At 67.8% G+C, this 24211-nt stretch carries 25 protein-coding genes; 17 read left to right on the top strand and 8 right to left on the bottom strand.

Annotated features, from left to right (window positions below; translation table 11 throughout):
- Positions 1-5 precede the first annotated feature (5 nt).
- A complete protein-coding gene (gene gluQRS, locus VHL31_RS17390; protein WP_329662505.1) occupies positions 6-989 on the bottom strand; it encodes a tRNA glutamyl-Q(34) synthetase GluQRS in 984 nt (327 codons plus the stop codon).
- Here gluQRS and VHL31_RS17385 point away from each other — a divergent pair.
- The 3 genes from VHL31_RS17385 (at position 988) to VHL31_RS17375 (ending at position 3884) form a co-directional block, all read left to right on the top strand.
- A complete protein-coding gene (locus VHL31_RS17385) occupies positions 988-1680 on the top strand; it encodes an alpha/beta hydrolase (RefSeq protein ID WP_329662504.1) in 693 nt (230 codons plus the stop codon). The two genes, gluQRS and VHL31_RS17385, sit on opposite strands and share 2 nt — an antisense overlap.
- Before the next feature lie 107 nt (positions 1681-1787).
- A complete protein-coding gene (locus VHL31_RS17380; protein WP_329662503.1) occupies positions 1788-3110 on the top strand; it encodes an NAD(P)/FAD-dependent oxidoreductase in 1323 nt (440 codons plus the stop codon).
- 9 nt (positions 3111-3119) lie between these two features.
- On the top strand, positions 3120-3884 hold the full coding sequence (locus VHL31_RS17375) for a DUF1365 domain-containing protein (protein ID WP_329662502.1): 765 nt from the start codon (positions 3120-3122) through the stop codon (positions 3882-3884).
- Between the two features lie 8 nt (positions 3885-3892).
- Here VHL31_RS17375 and VHL31_RS17370 read toward each other — a convergent pair whose 3' ends face one another.
- From VHL31_RS17370 to VHL31_RS17345, 6 genes are all read right to left on the bottom strand, one after another.
- A complete protein-coding gene (locus VHL31_RS17370) occupies positions 3893-4531 on the bottom strand; it encodes a ChrR family anti-sigma-E factor (RefSeq protein WP_329662501.1) in 639 nt (212 codons plus the stop codon).
- Positions 4532-4553: 22 nt separating this feature from the next.
- Entirely contained in the window at positions 4554-5114 is a 561-nt protein-coding gene (locus tag VHL31_RS17365) for a sigma-70 family RNA polymerase sigma factor (protein ID WP_329662500.1), read from the bottom strand.
- 196 nt (positions 5115-5310) lie between these two features.
- Positions 5311-6057 (bottom strand): SDR family NAD(P)-dependent oxidoreductase, encoded by a 747-nt coding sequence (locus VHL31_RS17360; RefSeq protein ID WP_329662499.1) that lies wholly within the window; start codon positions 6055-6057, stop codon positions 5311-5313.
- Complete coding sequence (locus VHL31_RS17355) at positions 6054-6710, bottom strand: DUF6134 family protein (protein ID WP_329662498.1); 657 nt, start codon at positions 6708-6710, stop codon at positions 6054-6056. Before VHL31_RS17355 ends, VHL31_RS17360 begins: the two co-directional genes overlap by 4 nt.
- Positions 6711-6762: 52 nt before the next feature.
- On the bottom strand, positions 6763-8214 hold the full coding sequence (locus VHL31_RS17350; protein ID WP_329662497.1) for an FGGY-family carbohydrate kinase: 1452 nt from the start codon (positions 8212-8214) through the stop codon (positions 6763-6765).
- 58 nt (positions 8215-8272) lie between these two features.
- The gene (locus VHL31_RS17345; RefSeq protein ID WP_329662496.1) at positions 8273-8494 is read right to left on the bottom strand and encodes a DUF1127 domain-containing protein; all 222 of its coding nucleotides are present in this window, start codon (positions 8492-8494) and stop codon (positions 8273-8275) included.
- Positions 8495-8622: 128 nt separating this feature from the next.
- Between VHL31_RS17345 and VHL31_RS17340 the strand changes: the two genes are divergently transcribed.
- The 14 genes from VHL31_RS17340 to VHL31_RS17275 all read left to right on the top strand — a co-directional run bounded on the left by VHL31_RS17340 (position 8623) and on the right by VHL31_RS17275 (position 22630).
- Entirely contained in the window at positions 8623-9537 is a 915-nt protein-coding gene (locus VHL31_RS17340) for a LysR substrate-binding domain-containing protein (protein ID WP_329662495.1), read from the top strand.
- Positions 9538-9551: 14 nt separating this feature from the next.
- On the top strand, positions 9552-10028 hold the full coding sequence (locus VHL31_RS17335; RefSeq protein WP_329662494.1) for a DUF2390 domain-containing protein: 477 nt from the start codon (positions 9552-9554) through the stop codon (positions 10026-10028).
- A gap of 55 nt (positions 10029-10083) precedes the next feature.
- On the top strand, positions 10084-11001 hold the full coding sequence (locus VHL31_RS17330; protein ID WP_329662493.1) for a sulfite exporter TauE/SafE family protein: 918 nt from the start codon (positions 10084-10086) through the stop codon (positions 10999-11001).
- Between the two features lie 57 nt (positions 11002-11058).
- Entirely contained in the window at positions 11059-11499 is a 441-nt protein-coding gene (locus tag VHL31_RS17325; protein ID WP_329662492.1) for an RbsD/FucU family protein, read from the top strand.
- Positions 11500-11502: 3 nt separating this feature from the next.
- Positions 11503-12078: a DUF1349 domain-containing protein gene (locus tag VHL31_RS17320; protein ID WP_329662491.1), complete on the top strand. Its 576-nt coding sequence runs from the start codon at positions 11503-11505 to the stop codon at positions 12076-12078.
- Between the two features lie 155 nt (positions 12079-12233).
- Positions 12234-14054, top strand: coding sequence for a translational GTPase TypA (gene typA, locus VHL31_RS17315; RefSeq protein WP_329662490.1), 1821 nt, complete (start codon positions 12234-12236; stop codon positions 14052-14054).
- Positions 14055-14222: 168 nt separating this feature from the next.
- Positions 14223-14726, top strand: coding sequence for an NUDIX domain-containing protein (locus VHL31_RS17310; RefSeq protein ID WP_329662489.1), 504 nt, complete (start codon positions 14223-14225; stop codon positions 14724-14726).
- Positions 14727-15189: 463 nt separating this feature from the next.
- A complete protein-coding gene (locus VHL31_RS17305) occupies positions 15190-15936 on the top strand; it encodes a GntR family transcriptional regulator (protein ID WP_329662488.1) in 747 nt (248 codons plus the stop codon).
- Between the two features lie 44 nt (positions 15937-15980).
- A complete protein-coding gene (locus tag VHL31_RS17300) occupies positions 15981-17024 on the top strand; it encodes an SIS domain-containing protein (protein WP_329662487.1) in 1044 nt (347 codons plus the stop codon).
- 80 nt (positions 17025-17104) lie between these two features.
- Positions 17105-17842, top strand: a complete 738-nt coding sequence (locus tag VHL31_RS17295) for a PfkB family carbohydrate kinase (protein WP_349262472.1) — start codon at positions 17105-17107, stop codon at positions 17840-17842.
- 7 nt (positions 17843-17849) lie between these two features.
- The gene (locus tag VHL31_RS17290) at positions 17850-18791 is read left to right on the top strand and encodes a threonine/serine dehydratase (protein ID WP_329662485.1); all 942 of its coding nucleotides are present in this window, start codon (positions 17850-17852) and stop codon (positions 18789-18791) included.
- A gap of 89 nt (positions 18792-18880) precedes the next feature.
- Complete coding sequence (gene dgcN / locus VHL31_RS17285) at positions 18881-19885, top strand: N-acetyltransferase DgcN (RefSeq protein ID WP_329662484.1); 1005 nt, start codon at positions 18881-18883, stop codon at positions 19883-19885.
- 6 nt (positions 19886-19891) lie between these two features.
- Positions 19892-20875, top strand: coding sequence for a dipeptide epimerase (locus VHL31_RS17280; RefSeq protein WP_329662483.1), 984 nt, complete (start codon positions 19892-19894; stop codon positions 20873-20875).
- 15 nt (positions 20876-20890) lie between these two features.
- Entirely contained in the window at positions 20891-22630 is a 1740-nt protein-coding gene (locus VHL31_RS17275) for a dihydroxy-acid dehydratase (protein WP_329662482.1), read from the top strand.
- Between the two features lie 20 nt (positions 22631-22650).
- Here VHL31_RS17275 and VHL31_RS17270 read toward each other — a convergent pair whose 3' ends face one another.
- Positions 22651-23766: a cellulase family glycosylhydrolase gene (locus tag VHL31_RS17270; RefSeq protein WP_329662481.1), complete on the bottom strand. Its 1116-nt coding sequence runs from the start codon at positions 23764-23766 to the stop codon at positions 22651-22653.
- Between the last annotated feature and the right edge of the window lie 445 nt (positions 23767-24211).

The raw sequence follows: 24211 nt of genomic DNA, 5'->3' as shown, positions 1-24211 counted from the left end.
GCGCTTCAGACGACGGGCATCCCTTTGAGGGCATCGTCCCCGGACACAGACGACGGCGACACGTTCTTGAACAAGTCCTCGACCCGGTGGCCGGTGTCGCGGAAATGTCGGAGCGTGACCGCCCGATTGCGTTTGCTCATGCGCTGTCCGTTCCGGTCGACGAGCAGGTTGTGGTGATAGTAGCGCGGAGTCTTCAGTCCCAGTACAGCCTGCAGCAGCCGATGGATGTGGGTTGCGTGGAAAAGATCCTCACCCCGCGTGACCAGCGTCACCCCCTGCAAGGCATCGTCGACCGTCACCGCCAGATGGTAGCTGGTACGGACATCCTTGCGACCCAGCACGATGTCCCCGAGTGACAAGGGGTCGGCCGCTACCTCGCCGGCCCGGCAGTCGAACCAGGAGAGCGCACCGGTGCGCTCCAGGCACTTTCCGACGTCCAGCCGCCAGGCGAACGGCTCGCCGCGCTCGATCCGCCGGCGCCGCTCCTCGTCGTCCAGGTTGCGGCAGGTACCTGGGTAGATGGGTTCGCCGGAGGGGCCGTGTGGTGCCCGGCCCGCATCCTCCACTTCCGCCTTCACCTGCCGGCGTGTGCAGAAGCATGGATAGACCAGCCCTTCCTCGTCGAGCCATTCGATGGCCTGCTCATAGACCCGCAGATGCTCGGACTGCCGCCGGACCGGCCGCTCGTAGCGCAGGCCCAGCCAGTTCAGGTCCTCGAAGATCGCATCGGTGAACTCGGGACGGCAGCGCCCGACATCGATGTCCTCGATCCGAACGAGGAAGCGGCCGCCGCAGAACACGGCCGCATCATGGGCGAACTGGGCGGAATAGGCGTGGCCCAGGTGCAGGTAGCCGGTCGGGGAGGGCGCAAAGCGGGTCACGCGGACCGGCTCGTCGGGAAACGGCTCGGGCAATCGATCGTGACCAGCCAGCACCAACCCGGCCCTTTCGCCTGCCGGCGCGTTGCGCTCCGGACGTGCAGACATCATGGTTGGTCTCAAAGACACGCCGCAAGTATCGACGGACATGACGGATCTGCCGAGTCTCATTCATGCACCACCCGCCGGGCGGCCACCGAGCCAGCTGGTGGTTCTCATCCATGGGTTGGGTGCCGAGGGTGCCGATCTGATCGACCTGGCGCCCGTGCTGGCCCAAAGCCTGCCCGACGCGCTGTTCATCGCACCCGATGCGCCATTCGCCTACGACATGGCGCCGTTCGGCCGGCAATGGTTCTCCCTCCAGTCGCGCCTGCCTGCCGACGTGGAGGCCGGGATCGGCCGGGCCGGTCCGATCCTGGTCGATTTCATCAAGGCGAAGCTTGAGCGGTACGGCCTCGGACCGGACAGGCTGGCCCTGGTCGGCTTCTCGCAGGGCGCGATGATGGCCCTGCATGTGGGGCTGCGGATGGTCCCGGCACCGGCAGCCGTGGTCGGCTTCTCCGGGCGGCTCGTCCCGGCGGTCCGGGAGCCGGGCCAGCCGTCGGGCACACCGCCGGTCCTGCTGGTGCATGGCGAGGCGGACGATGTCGTGCCGGCCAGTGCCATGCCGGCGGCCGAACAAGCCTTGCAGGCGCAGGGCGTGCCGGTCGAATGCTGCCTGCGGCCCGCACTGGGCCACGCGATCGATGCCGAGGGATTGGCGCGGGCCGCCCAGTTCCTGGTCCGCCACCTGGGTCCCTGACAGGACGCCACGGCCGACGACGACCTCGACACGGGTCTCCGTGTCCCTCTAGCGTATGGAGGGCTGGCCGGGAAACCGGCGGGCGATCCGGGAGAGCGATCGGGCCGATGCGAATTGCGGTTGTTGGAACGGGCATCGCCGGCCTTTCTGCAGCATGGCTCCTGTCGTCCCGCCACGAGGTCGTCGTCTACGAGCGCGAGCCCCGCCTAGGCGGTCACGCGAACACCGTGGACGTGCCTGGACCGGATGGCCCGATCGGGGTGGACACCGGCTTCATCGTGATGAACCGGCGCAACTACCCGCTGCTCACCCGGGCGTTCGAGCATCTGGGCGTCAAGCTCGTTTCGACCGGCATGAGCTTCGGCGTGTCCGCGGAAGGCGGCTCGGTGGAATGGAGCGGTTGCCGGATCGGCGGCCTGCTCGCCCAGCCCAGCAACTTCCTCCGCCCGCGCTTTGTGCGCATGCTGGCCGACATCGCGCGCTTCAACCGGGCCGCGGCCGAGTTCGCCCATGGCAGCCAGGAGGACATGACCCTCGGCGCCTTCCTCCAGCGCGGCCGGTTCGGCGCCGGCCTCCGCCGCTGGTACCTCCTGCCGATGATCGCCGCGATCTGGTCGGCACCGATCGAGACGGTCGCAGCCTTCTCGGCACGCAGCACGCTCCGCTTCTTCGCCAACCACGGCCTGCTGCAGGTCGTCCGCGACAGGGCCTGGTACTCCGTGGCCGGCGGGGCGCGGACCTATGTCGCGCGCATGGCCAGGCCGATCCTGCCGCAGGCCCGCATGGGGGTGGCAGTCGCCGAGATCCGCCCCTCGCACGGAGGGGTCACGGTCATCGACACGAGCGGGGCCGCCGATCGGTTCGACCACGTGGTGGTCGCCGCCCATGCCAATCAGGCGCTGGCCATGCTGTCGCCGCCCACGGAGATCGAGCATCGGCTGCTCGCCCGCTTTCCCTACCAGCCGAACCGGGTCGTCCTGCACGGCGACGTCCGGCTGATGCCGCGGCGCCGGGCGGTCTGGTCGGCCTGGAACCACATGGCCGAACGCCAGCCCGATGGCACGGAAAGGGTAGCCGTCACCTACTGGATGAACCGGCTGCAGCAGTTGCCGGACCACACGCCCTTGTTCGCGTCGCTCAACCCCTACCACGAGCCGGATCCTGCTACCGTCCATGGCGAGTTCCACTATTCCCACCCGGTCCTGACGGCCGATGCCGTGCGCACGCAGGACAACCTCCACCTGATCCAGGGTGCCCGGGGGGTCTGGTTCTGCGGTGCATGGACCGGCTACGGGTTCCACGAGGACGGCATCCGTTCGGGCGTCGGCGTGGCACGAACCCTGGGCGCGGTGGTGCCCTGGGAGAAGGCTTCGGTCCCGCTGCCCTCAGGCCCGCTCATGCCGGAGTGGGCGCCGGCCTTCGCCGTCTAGGCCCCGGGCATGCCCATAGCCTGCCTCTACCGCGGCTGGGTCATGCACTGCCGGATGCGGCCGTTCCGCCACCGTTTCGCCTACCGGGTCTTCTCGATCCTGCTCGACATCGACCGCCCGGACGACCGGCCGGCCACCCGGCTGTTCTCGATCGGCCGGGCCAACCTGTTCTCCTGGCATGCGAGCGACCACGGCCCGCGCGACGGCTCGCCGCTGCGCCCATGGGTCGACGACCGCCTGCGAGCCGCCAATCGTCCGCACATGGGCAGGACCGTGTGGATGGCCTGCTTTCCCCGGGTGCTGGGCTACGTGTTCGACCCGCTCAGCGTCTACTTCGTGTATGCCGGCGCGCAGCTGGAAACAGTCATCTACGAGGTCAAGAACACGTTCGGCCGCCAGCATGCCTATGTCCTGCCGGCCATGGCCGACGGCGACGGCGTCATCCGCCACGGCGCCGACAAGGACTTCTTCGTCTCGCCTTTCATCGGCATGACCGCCCGCTATCGCTTCCGGGTGGCGCCACCCGAGCAGCGCTTCTCGCTGGCCATCAGGCAGACGGTGCCGGAAGGGCTGCAACTGCTGGCATCGCAGACGGGCGAGCGCTGGCCACTGTCCGACCGTGAACTGCTGCGCGCCCTGGTCTGGGCGGGGCCGGTGACCTTCAAGGTCATCACGGGGATTCACTGGGAGGCGCTCAGGCTCTGGTGGCGCGGTGCTGCCTTCGGTGGACCCTCGACCGTCCCCGTCGACAAGGGCGGGACGAGCCGACGCTGAGCTAGCGCTCAGAAGCGGATGAAAGGGTTGAGCAGGCGGCCGAGCGTGCCGGTCAGCCGCAGCCGCGCGTCGGTCACGGCCAGGCAGAGGCATTCCTCGCCCTCGTCGGCCTTGGGCTGGTGATTGATCGAGCCGTCCGCCACGGATAGGTCGCCGCGGGCATAGTGGCCGATGCCGTCGCCGTAGGCGCCGCGCAGCACCACGGTCAGCTCATTGCCGTCATGGGTGTGCTGGGGAACCTTGCGGCCGGCCTGGATCCGCAGGAGCTGGGTCTTGTAGCCTGCCACCTCCTTGAGCAGCGGGTACTCGGCCACCGGGCCCAGGCGCTTCCAGGGAAGCTGGTCGATGGGGGCTGGAAGATATCTGGCGAGCACCGGCGGGATGCTGGGGTCCTGCTGGATGCCCGTTCGCGGCCGCGGCGTCACCGGTGGGGTGTCCAGCAGTGCCATGACCGCATCCAGGCTTCCCGGCGGCAGCGGCTCCGGCTCGAGTTCCTCCAGGAAGCGCCCGCCTAGCTCCTCGTAGGCGCGCACCACCGCATGCGCCTTGGGGTTCAAGGCGACATGGGTCGCGATGGCCAGCGTCACGGGCTCGGCCAGTCGACCGGCCGCGAAAGCCATCAGCAATTCCTGGCGGACGTCGTCCATGTCCATAATACGCGTACGATTCCTAATCGTTCATGTTCATCAACGTGCGCATCTTTGCCAGCGCGAGCCGCAACCTGGACTTCACCGTACCCAGGGGCAGCTCCATTTCTTCCGCGATCACGCTGTGAGACTTTTCCTCGAAATAAAAGACCTTGAGCAGCCGGGCTTGGTCTGGTGGCAGGGCATCCACCGCCACCAAGACCTTCTCGCGCATCTGCCGCGCGATCGCGATCTCGTCGCTCAAGGGCGCGTCGTCCGGCTCCTGCTCGATCGTGTCGTCCAGGCTGGTTTCGGCACCACGGTCCCGGCGCAGGGCGTCGATGCGCTTGTTGCGGGCGATCGTGTAGACCCAGGTCGCAGGCGCCGCGAGCCGGCGGTCGTATTGCCCGGCACGACGCCACACCGAAAGCATCACTTCCTGGGTCAGATCATCGGCCATGGTGTCGCCCACACCAAGACGCCTGAGATACGATCTGATCTTTGGAGCGAAGTGGTGGAACAGCGCGGCAAACGCAGCTTTGTCATGGCTTCCTGCCACACGTTCGATGAGCTCGGCAAAATCCGGCTCGAGCGGGTGATTCATTGGCGACGGCGGCGTTCCCATAGAGCCAGTTAGCTTGGCAGACTGCCTTCCTACAAGCCGCACGGGGCGCCGATCACCATTGAACCGATCGATCCTCTCACCGCGTGGCTACGCGCAGCGTGACGAGCTGGATCACGGATTTACTGGATGCGATCGAGGAATCCGCGCCATCGTGTCGCCATCGAGGTGATGGAGATCACACCCGCGTGGTTCTGGCGACGATCGGGAAGTAGAGCCGGTAGGGCAGGAGGCGCAGGAGCTTCAGGATCCAGCCGAAGCGCCGTGGGAACACGATCTCGAAGGCCGGCTGGTCCAGCCCGTCCGCCAGCCGCCGCGCGGCTTCCTCCGCGGATAGCAGGAACGGCATCGGGAACCGGTTGCGCCGGGTCAGCGGCGTGTCGACGAACCCTGGCTGGACCAGCTGCAGTGCGACGCCTGAGCGGTCGCAGTCGAACTTGAGCGCCTCCACCATCGCCGTCAGCGCCGCCTTGCTCGCCGCATAATAGGCGGCGGTCGGCAGCCCGCGATAGGCGGCGAGCGAGCCCAGCACGGCGATCTTGCCCCGCCGCCTGGCCAGCATCGGACCGAGGAGGGCCTCCAGGCAGTTGGCGGTACCGAACAGGTTGAGGTCGCAGAGCTGTTGCAGCTCGGCGGCCCGGAAGTTCCGCGCCGACACGGGAGCATGTGTTCCGGCGGCCAGAACGGCGATGTCGATCGGGCCATGCGCCGCCTCGATGGCCGTCACCGCCGCGACCACCGCGCCATGGTCGGTGATGTCCAGCGGCCAGCCCACCACGCCCGGCTGTTCGGCCGCCAGCCGGTCCAGCTCGTCGCGGCGGCGTGCCGAGGCGATTACATGGTTCCCGCGGGCGGCCAATTCGCAGGCGAGTGCCCGACCGATGCCGCTCGATGCACCGGTGATCCACACTGTCCGCGCACTCATCCCGCGCGGCCCAGCGGTGATATGCGGCGGTAGGTGATCGAGGAACCGTCGCCGGGGCCGAACCTCAGTCCTACCCAGTCCGGCCCCGTGTACCAGAGGGTCAGGTCGATCTCGCCCTGCATGTCGTAGCGGTCCGCCCCAACTGTAGCCGCGGCCGTTTCTACGTCCTCGCGGCCGGTCTGGACCATGCGTCCATGGATGACCTTGTCGGCCTGCGTGTCCAGCCACGCGTCGCGCTGGACCGTGCGCCGGTCCCAGTAGCTCGTCGGCATCATGTCGGCCGGCAGCTCCGCCCGTCCCTGGACGCTCCGCACCAGCATCAGTGCCCCCTGGTTCTCCGCCCGGACCGACAGCAGGTCGCCGTCGTCGTCGGTCCTGGCATCCAGCGCCACCAGCCGCCCGTCCCGCCAGGTTTCCCGGCTTTCGTGGCGGTAGCCATAGACCGTGAACCCCAGCAACTTCACGTCGAGCGCGACCGCGATTCGCACATGCAGCATGTCGTCGACGGAGGAGAACCGGACGGCATGGGTTCCGATGGTCTCGCCGTTGCGGGCAACCTCGAATTGAATGTCGGCCGGTACGGCGGCACGGCCCGCCGTCGGCAGCATTGCCGATGCGACCAGGGCCAGCGTGGAGCGCCGTGATCGGACCATTTCCATCTCGTTCCGAACCGCCTGCCGGACGGGGCCGTATCGCCCAGAACCGTTACGGTCTCGCGACCGCCTCGCGCCAGCGCGCCCGGTAGTCGGCCAAGCCATCGATTCCTGCTGGCGCCACCGGTGTCAGCGCGATCGGCGGTGTGGGCCGAACAGTGCGCCAGAACAGCTCGGCGGCTCCCAGGGCCGTGCTGTCGGGTTCGCTCGACGATGCCAGCGGCTGCGATGCCCGCAGGGCCGCCAGGATCGGGGCGTAGAGCCGGTCCTTGGCGAGCCCGCCTGCCAGGATTACCTGTCCCTTGCTCTGCAGGAGGTCGAGCACGACGTCGGTGCCCAGCGCCACGTAGAGCGAGGCCAGCGCCTTGGCCTCGGTCGCATCGGCAAGCTCCGGCCCGACCACATGGCCGCGCCCTCCCGTCCCGGGGAAGGTGTCGCCATTCACGTTGAAGGTCGGCAGCGCCATCGTGCCGCGCCGGATCAGCCGGAGGACCGTGTCCCACTCTGGCTCGCCCGTGCCGGCGCCCTTGAGCTGCGAGACCAGGTCGAACTCGCGGCCCGCCATGAACCGCGCGGTGGCCACCGGCTTGCCGGTGAAGTCGGTGTTGCTGACCATGTCCCGCTCGGGATCGAGCTTGGAGAGCGGCAGGTCCGTGTCGAACGTGATGAGCCAGGTTCCGGATGAAAGCAGGGTGAAGTGGTCGAGACCAGCCATGCGGTAGCGGCCATAGTCGGCATTGCTGTCATGGATGCCGACCAGCACCGGCGTCTCGGTCGGCAGGCCGGTCGCAGCCGCGATCTCCGGTCTGATCCGCCCGAGCACGTTGTCCGCCTGCTGGCGCTTGGGGAACAGCCGGTCGAACCCGAACTGTCTGGCGACGCTCGACCATTCGCCGGTAGCGGTCGCGATCAGCTGGGTCTGCGCCCCCAGCGCACAGTGTTCCCAGGCCAGCTCGCCCGTCAGCCGGAATCCCCAGAACTGGGCCAGCGGCACCACGGCCCGCACTGCCTCGAACTGCTGCGGATGCTCGCGCCGCGCGCGCCAGAGCTGGCGGGCCAGCAGCATGCCGTTGGGCGCGATCGAGCAGAAGGTTTCCGCGAACGGCGGCGCCACCTCTGCATAGCTGCGGATCACGTCCGGCGAGTGCTCGTCCTCGTAGTCCATGATCGGGAAAGCCAGATTTCCCTCCGCATCCAGCATGGCGCAGGTGGAGCCGTAGGCGGTGGGCACGATCGCCTGCACGTCGACTGCTGCGGCCAGCTCGCGGATCGCCCCGATCATCCACGCTTCGGTCGCTGCCGTGTCCGGATGCTTCCATGGCGGCCCGGGCAGCGTGGGATTGGGCGTGCGGCTCTGCCCGAGGATCCGGCCGTCCTCGTCGATCGCCAGGAGCTTGACGTTGGTCTTGCCCACGTCGAGCACCAGCACCGCCTTGCGCCTGTCGCCCATCCCGGCCTCCCGCCACCTCGCCTGCCCGTCCGGCGAGGGCATCGGCAGGAACATGGCACAGGTCAAGCATCGCAAGTGCAGGTCACGGTCCGCCGGCCATGACGATGGCCGGTCATGGCTGCCAGAACGGCTTGCACACTTCCTCTGCCACCTGCTGCTTCGTCAGCCCGATGTCATGCAGCAGGTAGGGCCCGAGATCAGCCAGCCGCCTGAGATCCTCCCGGTAGCGTCGGCGAACCCGCCAAGCGTGCAGCAGCTGCCGGGGACGCAGGATCCGCCAGATGCTCCTGGGGCGCGAGAGCGGCAGCATCGGTCGGGCGACGAGATCATTCACGGCATCCTCCAGACCACGGCAGAGGGAAGCTAGGCCATGGAGCCAGAGAAAACGCTTCTTCCGCCGCCGTCGCAAACCAGGTTAGCTTCGCCTCAGCCTCAGGTAAGCTGAGGCTAAAGGAGCCGAGCTTGCCCCTGCCGCCGCTCAATGCTTTGCGTGCCTTCGAGGCGGCCGCTCGCCATGAGAGCTTCGCACGCGCCGCCAACGAGCTGCACGTCACCCAGGGTGCCGTGAGCCGTCACGTGAAACTCCTGGAGGAGCATCTGGGGCTCGTCCTGTTCCGGCGCCTGCCCCAGGGGATCGAGCTGACTGCGCCCGGCCGCGCCCTCCTCCCGGAACTCACGGCCTCCTTCGAGCGCATTGCACGCGCAACCCGTCTCGTCACCGATGGCGACCGGGAGCTGAAGGTGGCCTCGCCGCCGACGCTGGCGGCGCGCTGGCTGGTCCGCCGGCTCTCACGTTTCCAGGAGCTGCGGCCGGACATGCGGGTGACCTTGGGCATCATCTGCGATCATGGCGACTTTCTCCGCGGCGGGTTCGACCTGGGCATCCTCGATGTCCAGACCGACCTGAACCGGCCGGCGCGCCTGGAAGCCGTCCCGCTGCGCCCGGAAGCGATGACACCGGTCTGTTCGCCCGCATTGCTCGCCGGCCCGAACGGCCCCCTGCGCGATCCGGACGACCTGGCCGGACGGATCCTGCTCCATCCCTACGTGGACCGGCAGGACTGGCTGCGCTGGGCTCGGGCGGCCGGGTTGCCCGACCATGTGGCACTGGAGGGCGGCTACGTCTTCGAGACGCTGGAGATGGCGATCGCGGCCGCGATCGGCGGGTTGGGCGTTGCCATCGCGGACCTCCACCTGATCCGTGAGGAGCTGCGGTCCGGGGCACTGGTGGCTCCCTTCGACCTCGTGAGCAGCCATGGGACGGGCTATGTCCTGTTCAGCGAAAAGGGGCGTTTCGACGAGCCGAAGATCGCCGCCTTCCGCGACTGGCTCCTGGCCGAGGTGGCATCCGACGGGATCAGCCCGCCTTCCATTTGAGGGAATGCATCCAGATGCAGCGTGCAGCACGCTCCGAGCTGTTCCGTCGAATCAGTGCCATGTATGGCCGGGATGGTGTCGCCCCTCTATGCCTGCGCCTGCAGGACGAGTTCGGCCTCGACGTCAGCCTCGGACTGTCCGCGCTGGTTGACGGAGCGGGAGGCCGGTGCTGGTCGTCCGCGATGCTCGCGGAGCTGCGGCAGGGCGGATGGGACGATCGGACCGCCGTCACCCGCGCACTCCGGCGGGCGCGTGAGCTGGCAAAGCCGCTTGCGGCCAGTGACCCAGCCGTGGCCGAGTTGCGGACTACGATCCTGCGCCAGGAGCTGGAATCCGAGCGCCTTGCGGTGGTATGGCTGGAAGCACGCCTTGCCGCCCTGCCTGCCGGTGCGGCAAGCGATGGCGCGGCGCTGGCCAACCTGCACCTCGTGGCTGGCGCAGAAGTCCCACACCACCTCCTGGAACGTCTTGTGGAGGTGTGCGGGCATTGACATGGACGGCTGGCTGCCCTGATCGATCATGCCTGTCGCAAGCACAGCAGGCCCGATGGAACTCTATCTGCCGATTGCCGGCATGTCCGTGGACATGGTGCTGCTCCTGGGCCTGGGCTCCGTCGTCGGCTTCCTGTCCGGCATGTTCGGGGTGGGCGGCGGCTTTTTGATGACGCCGTTGCTCCTGTTCGTCGGGATCCCGGCGACGGTGGCGGTCGGCACGCAGTCCGTGCAGATCCTGGCTTCCTCGTTCAGCTCGGTCCTGAACCACGTCCAGCGCCGCACCGTCGACGTGAAGATGGGCGCGGTCCTGGTCGCCGGCGGCTTGATCGGCGCCGGCATCGGCATCGTCATCTTCCGGGTGGTCCGCTCGCTCGGCTATATCGACGTGACCATCGCGTTTTCCTACGTGATCCTTCTGGGCGTCGTCGGCACGACCATGCTGAACGAGAGCCTGCGCACGGTGCTGCAGACCATCCGCCCGGGCCGTAGCACAAGCCAGCCCAAGCGCAGCCACCGCCATGGCTTCGCCCATCGCTGGCCCCTCAAGGTCCGCTTCCCCCGCTCCCGCCTCTACATCAGTGCCCTGCTGCCGGGCCTGATCGGCGGGGCCGTTGGCATTCTCACCGCCATCATGGGCGTGGGCGGCGGCTTCGTGATGATCCCGGCCATGATCTACCTGATCGGCATGCCCGCCTCGATCGTGGTGGGCACATCGCTGTTCCAGATCACCTTCGTGGCGGCACTCACCACCTTCCTGCAGGCCGCCTTCAACCACACGGTCGACATCGTCCTGGGCCTGCTGCTCATCGTAGGCGGCGTGATCGGCGCGCAGGTCGGCACTCGCGTGGCACTGCAGTTGCGCGGCGATTACATGCGCCTGGCGCTGGCCATCCTGATCGTCGGGGTCTGCCTGAAGCTGGTCTACGATCTGGTTGCCACGCCCTACTACCCCTACGAGCTGGTGGGCTGAGGCTTCTTTCAAGCTGGCTGTGCCCCTATGGTGCGGGCAACGCTCGAGGGAGGCGACATGCTCAAGGGAATCGATCCGCTGCTCAATGCGGACCTGCTCTACGTCCTGCGTGCCATGGGGCACGGCGACGATCTGGTCATCGCCGACGCCAACTTCCCGTCCGAGACCATGGCCACCCGCAAGCTCATCCGCATGGATGCCGCGGACGGCCCCCGCATGCTAAAGGCCGTCCTGTCGGTCATGCCGCTCGACGACTTCGTGCCCGATCCGGCCCTGCGTATCGAGGTCGTCGGCGACCCGGACTCGGTGCCAGAGGTCTGCGCCGACTACGCGAAGCTCGTGGAACAGGCATCGGGCGGCTCGGTGAAGCTCGGCGCCATCGAGCGCTTCGCCTTCTACGAGCGCTCCAAGATGGCCTTCGCCGTGATCGCCACCGGCGAGACCCGCCTTTATGGCTGCATCCTCCTGAAAAAGGGCGTCATCCGTCCGGGTAAGTGAGCGATGTTCGAGCGATGCAGCTGGCTGAACGAGCCGCGCAGCTGGCAGTTGGCCGGCGACGTCCTCCGGGTCACCACCGACAAGGGCACCGACTTCTGGCGGGAAACCCATTACGGGTTCACCCGCCATAGCGGCCATTTCTTCGGTGCGCTGGCAGAAGGCGGCTTCACCGCCCAACTGCGGGTCCAGGCGCGCTACGAGCAACTCTACGATCAGGCTGGAGTCATGGTGCGGATCGACGAGGCGCACTGGGTGAAGTCGGGCATCGAGCTGTCGGACAGCATGCCGCTTCTGAGCAGCGTGCTGACGGTCGGCCGGTCCGACTGGGCGACGGGCGCCTTTTCCGGCGACCCCGCCGACTTCTGGATCAGGGCGACCGTAGCCGATGGGGTGCTGCGGCTCCAATGCTCGCTTGACGGCAAGGCCTGGCCGCTCGTCCGCCTCTGCCCATTTCCCGCATCGGCCAGCTACAGGGTCGGCCCGATGTGCTGCACGCCCGAGCGTGCGGGCCTTGACGTCCAGTTCTCGAACTTCACCATCGGGCCGCCCTCAGGCAAGGATCTTCACGACCTGTCCTGACCGGACGGAAAGGTCGCGCATGGCGCAGGTGAGCCACTGTTTGTTGTTGCAGTGCGGCAGAACGGTGGAATTCTTGCCATACTCCCTATATAAGGTCGACCACGATTACGCGAGCAGCCAGCTCGCGCCCAAAAACACGGCCGAGCATAGGTTTCATGGATCTGCGGAACATCGCGATCATCGCGCACGTTGACCACGGCAAGACAACTCTTGTCGACAAGCTTCTCCAGCAGTCCGGACTGTTCCGCGACAACCAGACGGTCCAGGAACGGGCCATGGATTCCAACGACCTGGAGCGCGAGCGCGGGATCACGATCCTGGCCAAGTGCACCTCGGTCGCCTGGAAGGACGTCCGGATCAACATCGTCGACACGCCGGGCCATGCCGATTTCGGCGGCGAGGTCGAGCGTATCCTGGGCATGGTCGACGGCGTGGTGCTGCTGGTCGACGCGTCGGAAGGCCCGATGCCGCAGACGAAGTTCGTGCTGGGCAAGGCGCTCCGGCTCGGCCTGCGCCCGATCGTGGTCATCAACAAGGTCGACAAGCCCGACCAGCGTGCCCACGAGGTCCATGACGAGGTCTTCGACCTGTTCGCGGCCCTGGATGCCAGCAATGAGCAGCTCGACTTCCCGACCGTGTTCGCCTCGGCCAAGAACGGCTGGGCCGCGAACGATCCGGAAGGCCCGCGCGAGAACCTGGCGCCGCTGTTCGACCTGATCGTGTCGCACGTCCACCCGCCGAAGGTGGACCTGGACGCGCCGTTCTCGATGCTAGCCACGACGCTGGAGGTGAACCCCTATCTGGGCCGCCTGCTGACCGGCCGCATCTCCACCGGCAAGATCCGGGCGAACACCACCATCAAGGCGATGAGCCGCACGGGCGAATTGCTGGAGCAGGCGCGCGTCACCAAGATCCTGGCCTTCCGCGGGCTGGAGCGTACCCCGGTCGAGGAAGCCGAGGCGGGCGACATCATCGCGATCGCCGGCATCCAGAAGGCCACCGTCGCCGACACGCTCTGCGACCTGTCGATCTCCGAAGCGATCCCGGCGCAGCCGATCGACCCGTCCACCATCGCGATGACCTTCTCGGTCAACGACAGCCCCTATGCCGGCCAGGACGGCTCCAAGGTGACGTCGCGGGTGATCCTCGACCGCCTGAAGCGCGAAGCCGAGGGCAACGTCGCGATCAAGGTGACCGAGAGCGCCGGCAAGGATGCGTTCGAGGTGGCCGGCCGCGGTGAGCTGCAGCTGGCGGTGCTGATCGAGCAGATGCGCCGCGACGGCTACGAGATGTCGATCAGCCGCCCGCGCGTGCTGATGCAGACCGACGAGAACGGCCAGAAGCTGGAGCCGATCGAGGAAGTCACCATCGACGTCGACGAGGAGTATTCCGGCATCGTCGTCGAGAAGCTGACCAAGCGCCGCTCGGAGCTGAAGGACATGCGCCCGGCCGGTGCCGGCAAGCAGCGCCTGGTCTTCCACAGCCCTTCGCGCGCGCTGATCGGCTATCTCGGCGAGTTCCTGACCGACACGCGCGGCACCGGCGTGCTCAACCGGATCTTCCATGCCTTCGAGCCCTTCAAGGGCACGATCGAGCAGCGCAACAACGGCGTTCTGATCAGCAGTGAGCTGGGCGAGGCCGTGGCCTATGCGCTGAACTATATCAGCGAGCGCGGGCCCTTGTTCGTCCACCCGGGCGAGAAGCTCTATGCCGGCATGATCATCGGCGAGCACACCCGGGACAACGACCTCGAGGTCAATCCGATCAAGACCAAGAAGCTCACCAACATCCGCGCGGCCGGCAAGGACGACGCGATCAACCTTTCGCCGCCGATCAAGATGACCTTGGAAAAGGCCATCGCCTATATCGCCGACGACGAGCTGGTCGAGGTGACGCCCAAGGCCATCCGCCTGCGCAAGCGCTACCTGGACAGCAACGAGCGCAAGCGGGCCTCGCGGCAGAGCGAGGCGGCCTGAGCCTTACAGGTCGCGTCGGAGAATCATGAAGAGCGGGGTCACCCCCGCTCTTTCTGTTTGCAGGGCATGCAGTGGCCATGCTGGCGGAAGAACCATCAAGGATGCAGGGCTGCCACGTCCGTGGCATCCGTGGCTTCAGCAACCGCGCCGCCTGAGCTGGAACCATTCATGCCGATGTCCGACTACGTCCGAAAGCTCCGCACTCATCTCGGCCACGACCTGATCCTGCTGCCGTCGGTGGCGGCGGTGATCCGGGACGACCGGGACCGAATGCTGCTCGTGCGCCAGATCGACAGCGGTATCTGGTCCACCCCGGGCGGGGCCATCGATCCGGACGAGAACCCCTCGGATGCGGCGGTGCGCGAGGCGTACGAGGAAACTGGCTACCATGTCGAGCTGGTCCGGGTTCTCGGCGTCTATGGCGGGCCGGACTACCGGGTGACCTATCCGAATGGCGACGTCACCTCCTACGTCTCCATCGGCTTCGAGGCGCGCATCGCCGGCGGCACGCCGCGACCGGACGGCGAGGAAACCTCGGAGCTGCGTTGGTTTTCGGAGGCGGAGCTGGCGAGTGCCAAGCTCAGCATCTGGGCGCGGGTGATGTCTGCCGATCTCTTCGCCAATCGCCCTGCGACCCAGTTCCTGCCGCCAAGCTGGGGGCCCGCCGTCTGACCGGCTGGCCTGCTCGCCGTCTCGCTCGTGCTGCCGGCCGCCTTCACGGCCCGGTCGTCCCTGGACGACCTGCCCTGCCCGTTATGAATCCTGCAACCCGGTGTCTTCGTCGCCGCCGGCGTGGTGCTCAACCTCCGCTTCGGGCCGAGGCCCCGCCATTGCGGTGCCATGATTCTCTCGTCGGTCGCCGATACCGCCGGGACGCCGAAGTTCGACCGTCGTCCCATGCGGCGTATGCCCCCGCTCCCCCGCCGTGCCTGGCGATGGCGGCCTTCTTGGCTGCACTCCTCGCCCTGAGCAAGGCAGGCTCGACCGTGCTGGCGTGCGGCGGCGGGCTCTGCCTACACAACTCGACAGGTCAGGAGCTGTTGCCCGATGCCGGTTGACACGGCGCATGGCACGGCTTGACAGAAGCACCTGCTCGACGCAGTAGATGTCATCAGACGTCTGATGAGTTGCGCTGATGCCGATGACTGCCTTAGAGCGCCCCGCCTTCCACACGTCCAGTGCCGTCGAGCGCGCCAGTCGCGCGGTCGCCGCGATGATCGGCGACGGTGGGCTGCGGCCCGGGGCGCGGCTGCCGTCCGAGGCCGATCTCGGACCCAGGCTCGGCGTGTCGCGGGCCACGCTGCGCGAGGCCATGAAGCTGCTGGAGCAGGACGGCCTCATCCAGACCCGCCATGGCAGCGGCCGCTACGTCACGGCGGCAGCCGCCCTCAAGGTCGAGCGCCCGATCACCACCTACGAGAGCATCAGCCAGATGCTGCGCCGGCAGGGATGGCTGCCGGAGGTGGACGTCCTGTCGGTCGAGGTAGGTGCCCCGGAGGCCGAGACGGCCACGGCACTGCAACTGGAGCCCGACCACCCGGTGGTCCGGATCGAACGCCTCTACCGCCATGCGGACAAGCCGCTGGTCTTCTGTATCGACGCGGTGCCGGCCGACCTCCTGCCGGAGCTGCCGGACCATGCCGACCTGTCCGCGTCGCTGAACGATCTGCTGGAGCGCCACGGCTGCCGGCCGCGCATGTCCACGGCGAACGTGTCGGCCGTGATCCTGCCCAAGCCCCTTGCCCAGCGTTATCGGGTCACCGGGCTCGACCCCTGGCTTCTGGTCACCGAGACCTGTCTTGCGGATGATGGGCGGCCAGTCATGCATGCCCGCGACCACCATCGCGGCGACATCTTCTCCTTCAACTTCTCTCGGCGCTGACGCACGAGGGGCCCAATTTCCCGTCGCTAACGGAGTTCGATATCGTGGAAGAACTCGCCACCTACGTGGCCAAGGCCAAGCAGTCGCTCTACTTCAGCGGCGCCGTGATCGAGCGTGACCTGGGTGGCTTCCTCAAGGAGCACACGGATGCCGCAAAGAGCATCGGCAAGGATTTGTCCGGCAAGATCGACGGAATCACGCTGATCGGCAGCGGTGGCTCCTGGGCGACGCTGCAGACCGCGAAATATGCGCTGGACGGCGCGCTCGACATCCCGGTCGAGTGCTATTTCAGCTTCGACCTGCTCTGGCGCCAACCCAGGCGGATCGACGGCAACAAGCTGTTCGTGTTCGCGAGCTACTCGGGCGAGACCGACGACGTCGTCCGCGCGCTCCGCTTCGCCAAGTCCAAGGGTGCCCGCACCCTGGGTCTCGTCGGCAAGGGCGGCTCGACGATCGACCGGGAATGCGACCACTCGATTGTCTACGAGAACGGCGCGATCTTCGAGATCCCGGTCGCCGCGCTGATCCTCCTGGCCCAGGGCCTGCAGTCCGGCTCCACCGACGAGCTCGCCGCCAATCTGCCGGCCATCCCCGCGGCCCTGGGCAAGGTGCTCGCCAAGGCCGATGAACGCGCCGAGGCGGATGCCCGCCGCATGCTGTCCGCCACCAGCATGATGGTGCTGGGTGCCGGCCCGCACAGCCCGCTCGCCTACAAGGTGGCGCTGACCGTGGTGATGGAGAACATTCGCATCAACGGCACCTATTGCGACGCCGCCGAGTTCCGCCACGGTCCGGCCGAGGCCTTCGAGCGCCTCAAGCCCGACATGATGTTCTTCCTCGGCAAGGACCAGTCGCGCGAGACCACCGAGATGGTGCTGCGCTTTTGCGAGAAGCAGGGTGCGCGCACGGTCGTCTACGACGCCAACGACTATGGCGACGTCCATCCGCTGCTGGCGCCGCTCGTCACCAACAGCCTGACGCAGTACTTCACCGTGTACTCGGCGATCCTGCGCGGCATCACCGATCTCGACCCGCGCGTGTTCATGGGCCACGGCGTGCTCAACGCGGCCGGCGCCTCCTGGCCGTGAGCCCCGCCGCCGCTCGCGGCGGCTCCCAAGGGTTGCTTGCTACCATCGGCGACAACTGCATCGACCGGTTCCAGCCGCCCATGGGCTACTCGCTCGTGGGCGGCAACGCGGTCAACGTCGCGGTCCAGCTCGCCATGCTGGGCCGCACATCAGCCTATTTCGGGGCGGTGGGGGACGACGCACCGGGTCGGCGGACCATCGATGCGCTGGGACGTGCCGGCGTCATCACCGACCATGTCCAGGTCCTGCCCAGGGTCACCGCCTATACGATCATCGAGGTCGATGCGAACGGCGAGCGGCGGATTGGTTTCGAGGAGTTCGGCGCCTGCGCCGTCTACGAGCCCACCGAGGCCGACATGGAGGTCCTGGCGCGGGCGAGGCACGTGCATATCGGCTGGTTCCCGCTAGCCCCTCGCTGGAAGAACCTGCTGCGCGAAGCCGCGGTCCCCGTCTCCCAGGATCTGGCCGTCAACAAGGGGGACGGACCGATCGACATCGCGTTCGATTCGGCAGGCGAGGACCGGGCGCGTGCCGAGCAGCTGCTGGCGCGCGCGCTGGCCGGTGGCGCCAGGCTCGCCGTGATCACCATGGGTGCGCTCGGTGCAATTGCCGGCGACGGCGGCCCGATCCTGGCCATCGACGCCCTTCCGCTCACGCCGGTCGACACGACCGGTGCCGGCGACAGCTTCATCGCGGGCTTCCTCGACGCCCATCTCTCGGGCAAGAATGTCCAGGCCAGCCTCGCCGCCGGACGGGACGCCGCAGCCAAGACCTGCCTGCACCCCGGCGGCTTTCCGCAGCCGCTCGAAAGGCTTTGATCCTGCCATGCTGATCGACATCGAGGACGTCCGCGCCGCCGCCGCCAGGCTGAAGGACAAGGTCCGCCGCACGCCCATGGTCATCGCGGACCAGCTCCTCGAGACGCCGGCCGAGGCGGCCTTGTGGATGAAGCTGGAATGCCTGCAGGTCACCGGCTCCTTCAAGGCGCGCGGTGCCACCAACCGCCTCCTGCAGACGCCGCCGGAAAAGCTGAAGAACGGCATCGTCACCGCGTCCGGCGGCAATCACGGCCTGGCCGTGGCACGGGCCGGCCGGCTCGCCGGCGTGCGCACCACCGTGTTCCTGCCCGGCAATTCCTCGCCCGCCAAGCGCGCCAAGATCGCCGCCTGGGGTGCCGACGCCCGTGTGGTCGGCGACCAGTGGGACCAGTCGAACATCGCCGCGCACAAGTTCGCTGAGGAGACCGGCGGCACCTATTTCCATCCCTTCGCGGACAAGGACGTGGTGGCGGGGCAGGGCACCGTCGCCCTGGAGGTCCTGGAAGAGCACCCGGACACCAACGTCTTCCTGATCGCGATCGGCGGCGGCGGACTGATTTCAGGCATGTCGACCGCGATCCGCGCGATCAAGCCCGACGCCCGCATCATCGGCATCGAGCCCACCGGCTCGCCCACGCTGCAGGCCAGCTTGGCAGCCGGCGAGGTCGTCACCCTGCCGAAGGTCACCACGTCAATCCCGACCATGGGCTGCGGCCGGACCTCCGAGGGCATCTACCAGATCGTCGCCAAGCACGTCGACGAGGTCGTGCTGCTCGAAGACCAGGAGATGGCCGACGCCGCCAAATGGCTCTGGTTCGAGTTCGGCCTGGCAACCGATTCCAGCGGCGCCGCCGCCGCGGCTGCCTTGCGCATGGGCAAGGTGAAGGTGAGCAGGAGCGACAAGGTCTGCGTCCTGGTCTGCGGCTCCGGGACCGACGGGCTGGTCTGACCGACGGCGGGGAGCCCCGGCGTCCTTGCCTTGGGACGCCGGCGACCTACCATGTCGGCGTGCCTGCCAATGCCGATGCCCAGGGTTCGATGACCAAGCTCGCCAGTCCCTACCTCCTCTATCTCGGCGACGTCACCGACCCGATCAGCGCCAAGACCGCTCGGGGAATCGCCTTCTTCCGCCCGGAACTCTGTGTCGGGCAGTACCGGCTGCCGGGCTGCCCGCTCTCGGTCGGGCTGCCGGATGTCGGGCTGGAGGAGGCGGCAGCCAAGGGTGCCAGGACGCTGGTGCTGGGGATCGCCAACCATGGCGGCTATATCGACCAGGCCTGGTTCCCGGCGATCCTGCAGGCGCTGGAACTCGGCATGGACGTGGCCAACGGCCTGCATGCCCGGCTGTCGGACCAGGAGCCGATACGGCGCCGGGCGGAGGAACTCGGCCGCCAGCTGCACGATGTGCGGCATGCCGGCGGCCCCTACCCGGTCGGCAAGGGCAGGCGGCGGACGGGCCGGCGCCTGCTGACGGTTGGGACCGACTGCTCGATCGGCAAGATGTACACGTCGCTGGCGCTGGAAGCGGAGATGAAGCGGCGCGGCATCGATGCCGAGTTCGCCGCGACCGGGCAGACCGGCATCCTGATCGCCGGTGGCGGCGTGCCGGTCGATGCGGTCATTTCGGACTTCATTTCCGGATCGGTGGAATGGCTGACGCCCGACCGCGACCCGGACCACTGGTGGGTGGTCGAGGGGCAGGGCTCGCTCTTCCATCCCTCCTATGCGGGCGTGTCGCTCGGGCTGCTGCACGGGGCGGCCGCGGATGCGCTGGTCATGTGCCACGAGCCGACCCGGCCGCACATGCGCCACATGCCGGATTTCCCGGTGCCGCCGCTCGGCCGCTGCATGGAGGCGAACCTCCAGGCGGCCCGGCTGACCAATCCGGACGCACGCTTCATCGGCCTTGCGATCAACACCCAGCACATGGAGCCGGCCGAGGCCGACCTGCTGTGCCGCGTGCTGGAGCACGAGTTCCACCTCCCCTGCGTCGATCCCGTACGGCATGGGACGGCCAGGATCGTCGACAACCTGCCGGGCTGAGGATCGATGGAACTCGAGGTCGCCGTCGAGCGGCACGAACTGGCAGCCGAGTTCCGGATCTCGCGCAGCAGCCGGACGGCCACGGACGTGGTGGTGGTCACGCTCCACCAGGACGGCCTCATCGGCCGCGGCGAGTGCGCCCCGAACAGGCGCTATGATGAGACCCCCGAGACGACGTTGGCGGAGCTGAAGGCATGCCAGATGGACGGGCTCACGGCCAATTCGGCCGGGCGGGCGCGCCTGCAGGGATGTCTCCATGCCGGCTCGGCTCGCAACGGCCTCGACTGCGCCTTATGGGACCTGGAAGCCAAGCTGACGGGTGTCCCGGCGGCGACGCGGGCGGCGGTGCAGGTGCCGGCCACCTTCCGGACGGCGCTCACCCTTAGCATCGACACGCCCGACCGGATGGCGGACGCGGCCGACAAGCTCGGGCCAGGGCAGCTCATCAAGGTGAAGCTCGACAGCGAGTTGGTCGTGGAGCGGGTGCGCGCCATTGCCGACGCCGTGCTCGGCGCGCGGATGATCGTGGATGCCAACGAGGCCTGGTCGGTGGATCTGCTGTGGGCGGTGCATGGCAGGCTCGCCGATCTCGGTGTGGTCGCGATCGAGCAGCCCCTGCCGGCCGGTGCGGACGACGGCCTGCGCGGCCTGGGCAGCCGGGTGCCGATCATTGCGGACGAAGCCTGCCATGTCGGCGCTGACGTCGCTTCGCTGGCGGACCGCTACCACGGCGTGAACGTCAAGCTCGACAAGAGCGGCGGGTTGACCGAGGCGCTGGCGGTGGCGAAGGCGGCCCGCGACCATGGGCTGACGCTGATGGTCGGCTGCATGCTCGGCACGTCGCTGGCCATGGCCCCGGCGAGCCTCCTGGCAGCCCATGCCGCGCTGGTCGACCTGGACGCGCCATTCCTCCTGAAGACGGACCGGGCACCATCGATGGCGGTATCGCCCGGCGTGCTGGCAGCGCCCCTGCCTGAACTCTGGGGCTGAGGTGAGGAGCCAAGCATGACGACCGGCAAGGGCTTCGCGCGCGGGCTCACCAATTACGGCGATCGGGAGTTCAGCCTCTATCTGCGCCGCTCGTTCGCCAGCTCGATGGGCTATAGCGGTGCGATGCTCGACCGGCCCATCGTCGGCATCGTCGACACGCGCAGCGGCTTCAACAATTGCCACCGGCACTTCCCGGAGCTGATCGAGGCGGTCAAGCGGGGCGTGCTGACTGCAGGGGGGCTGCCGATCGCGTTCCCCACCATCTCGCTGGGCGAGGTCTTCCTCCACCCGACCAGCCTGAAGTTCCGCAACCTGATGTCGATCGACACGGAGGAGATGATCCGGGCGCAGCCGATGGATTCGGTCGTGCTCGTGGGCGGATGTGACAAGACGGTGCCGGCACAGCTGATGGGTGCCGTATCCGCGGGGCTGCCGGCCGTTCAGCTGGTCGCAGGGCCCATGTCGACCAGCCGCCATCGCGGCGAGCGCCTGGGAGCCTGCACCGACTGCCGGCGCTTTTGGGGGCGCTACCGGGCGGGCGACGTCGACCAGGCCCAGATCCGTGAGGTGGAGGGGCGCCTTGCCACCACCGCCGGCACCTGCGCGGTGATGGGAACGGCCAGCACCATGGCGATCATCGCCGAGACGCTGGGGCTCATGCCCGCCGGAGCTGCGAGCGTGCCGGCGGTGGATGCCGAACGGCTCCGGATTGCGGAAGAGTCGGGGCGCGTTGCCGTCCAGCTGATCGGATCCGACCTGTCGCCGGCCGCCATCATCACCTCGCAGGCGATCGAGAACGCGCTACGCGTGCTCCTCGCGATCGGCGGGTCCACCAATGCCATCGTGCATCTGACCGCGATCGCGGGGCGGGCAGGGCTGTCCGTGGACCTGAAGCGACTGAACGAGCTGAGCGACACCACGCCGGTCCTGGTCGACCTGAAGCCGACCGGCAGCCACTACATGGAAGATTTCGACGCGGCCGGTGGCGTGCCGGCGCTCCTGGCCGAGCTGCGCGACCTCCTCCACCTCGACTGTGCGACCGTGACCGGGGAAACGATCGGCGAGCGGATCGAGCGGCGCTCCTCCTGGGTGGACCGGTCGGTGATCCGGGCGAGGAACGAGCCGGTGACGAAGCTCGGCGGACTGGTCGCGCTTTATGGGAACCTGGCACCGCGCGGTGCGATCCTGAAGCGCTCGGCGGCCGATTCCAGCCTGTTCGAGCGAACCGGCCGGGCGGTCGTCTTCTCCTCGCTGGAGGATCTGGCGCGCCGGATCGACGACCCGGACCTGGACGTGGCGGCCGACGATTTCCTGGTGCTGCAGAATGCCGGGCCCTGCAGCGACGCGGCCATGCCGGAGGCCGGATACCTTCCGATTCCCTCCAAGCTGGCCCGGGCCGGGGTGAAAGACATGGTCCGGATCTCGGATGCGCGGATGAGCGGCACCGCGTTCGGCACGATCGTGCTGCACGTTTCGCCCGACGCCGCGTCGGGCGGGACGCTGGGGCTGGTCAGGAATGGCGACCGGATCAGGCTGTCGGTCGAAGAGCGGCGGATCGAGCTGCTGGTGGCAGAGGACGAGCTGGCGAGAAGGCGGGCGGCCCGGCAGCCGGCGGTGCCTGCCGCCCCGCGCGGCTATGCACGGCTCTACCAGGAGCAGATCCTCCAGGCAGACGAAGGCTGCGACTTCCGTTTCCTGCAGCATCCGGACCTGGCCGGGCAACAGGAAGCGGAGCCGACTAGCCAGCAGGGCTGACCGGCTACGACTGCGACCAGCTAGGCGGCCTGGGCCGGGTTCTCCAACATGGCCGGCTGGACGAAGAGGGGCTGCTCGGAGGGAGCGGTGCCGAGCGTCATGGCGCGGATGAAGCTCGTCTCCTCCTCCAGATACGGCGTTCCGTCGGCGTGGAAGATGTCGTGGAACCAGAGGTCGGCGGCCTCGGCGCTGGCGGGAGAGGTCCAGGACTCCCAGGGCAGATGCGTCTGGGTCTTGCCGCACACCAGCCCCCAGTTGAACACGCCGATCTTGTGCGCCTTGGCGAAGGGGAGCACCGAATGGAACGTGCTGCCGGTGGCACGCGCCAGGTACTCCGTGCAGAGCAGCGGCCGCCCGAACCGCTCCAGCCAGCGGGCGCGCTGCGCGAAGTCGTCGCCGTCGCCATAGGTGTGGAAGGAGATCACGTCCGAGTGGTCGAGCTGGATGCGCTGGAGCGGGGTGAAGTTCTCGTCCGCCGACCAGTCGCCGATCCAGATCCCGGAGGTGAGCGGCTGGGTCGGGCCCGCTTCCCGCGCCCAGTCGAACGCCTTAAGGAGCAGGGGCGTCACCAGCGCCGCCTTCTCCGCCAGGCTCTCCGGGCTCCAGGTATTCACCAGCCGTCCATTGTCCGGCTCGTTCCAGATGTCCCAGGCCAGTACCCGTTCGTCGTCGGCGAACGCACCGACGATATCATGCACATAGGCTTGCAGCCGCGCGTGCTGGGTCGTGTCGATCAGCGCGGCGGCGCCGGGCGACTGTACCCACCCGGAATTGTGGATACCCGGCATGGGTGGGTTCTGCGGGCCCAGAACCGGCTCCGGGTTCCAGTAGGAATCGAACAGCACGAAGGTCGTGCGGATCCCGTGGCGTGCCGCGATCGTGAGGTATGTGTCGATGCGCCCGACGAACCCGGCCGAGTCCTGCAGCCACAGGAGGTCGTGCAGGTACACCCGCATGGTGTTCATGCCGATGGCAGCCGCCCAGCCGAGCTCGCGGTCGATCTCGACCGGGTTGAAGGTCTCCGCCTGCCACATCTCGAGCTGGTTGACGGCGCTTGCGGGCGTAAAGTTGCTGTCGACAAGCCACGGTTGCTGCGCATACCACCGTGCCGCTTCGTCCCGTGTCCAATGGGACACTCGACTCCGTCCCGCCGCTCGGCCACCATTACAGATGTCGCCCGTATTTTCCGGCAGCCTGACGGCGTCGGCGGCAAGCTCTGAAGGAAGCGGGAGCGTCATGCTCCCAGGGTCGCTGGAAACGGCTGCTTCTGGTTCGCGCATGGGAAATCCTGCTCTGGCGCACGCGGTGGGCAGCCCATCTGAACAACAAGGCAACGCGATTGGCAATAGCGGATATTCAACCTACCGTTGAATATGTGCTCTGTCAGACACGTTGGTGCGATCAGGCTTCCCCGGCTCGGCGGGCATGTCCTCGCAATGGCGCGATTCGCCGTTGGTCATTGGGCAGATCGTGATGTGAAAAGGATCCTCTACCCTGATGCGGCGTTAGCCTGGGCGCGTGACATCTTGTGGCGGACCTGCTCTTTGCTGAAAAATCGGATCGACGAGCCGGCGGAACTCT

It is taken from the genome of Geminicoccus sp. (assembly GCF_036263595.1).
In the GTDB taxonomy this organism is placed as follows: domain Bacteria; phylum Pseudomonadota; class Alphaproteobacteria; order Geminicoccales; family Geminicoccaceae; genus Geminicoccus.
This window is presented reverse-complemented; position numbering and strand designations above follow the sequence as displayed.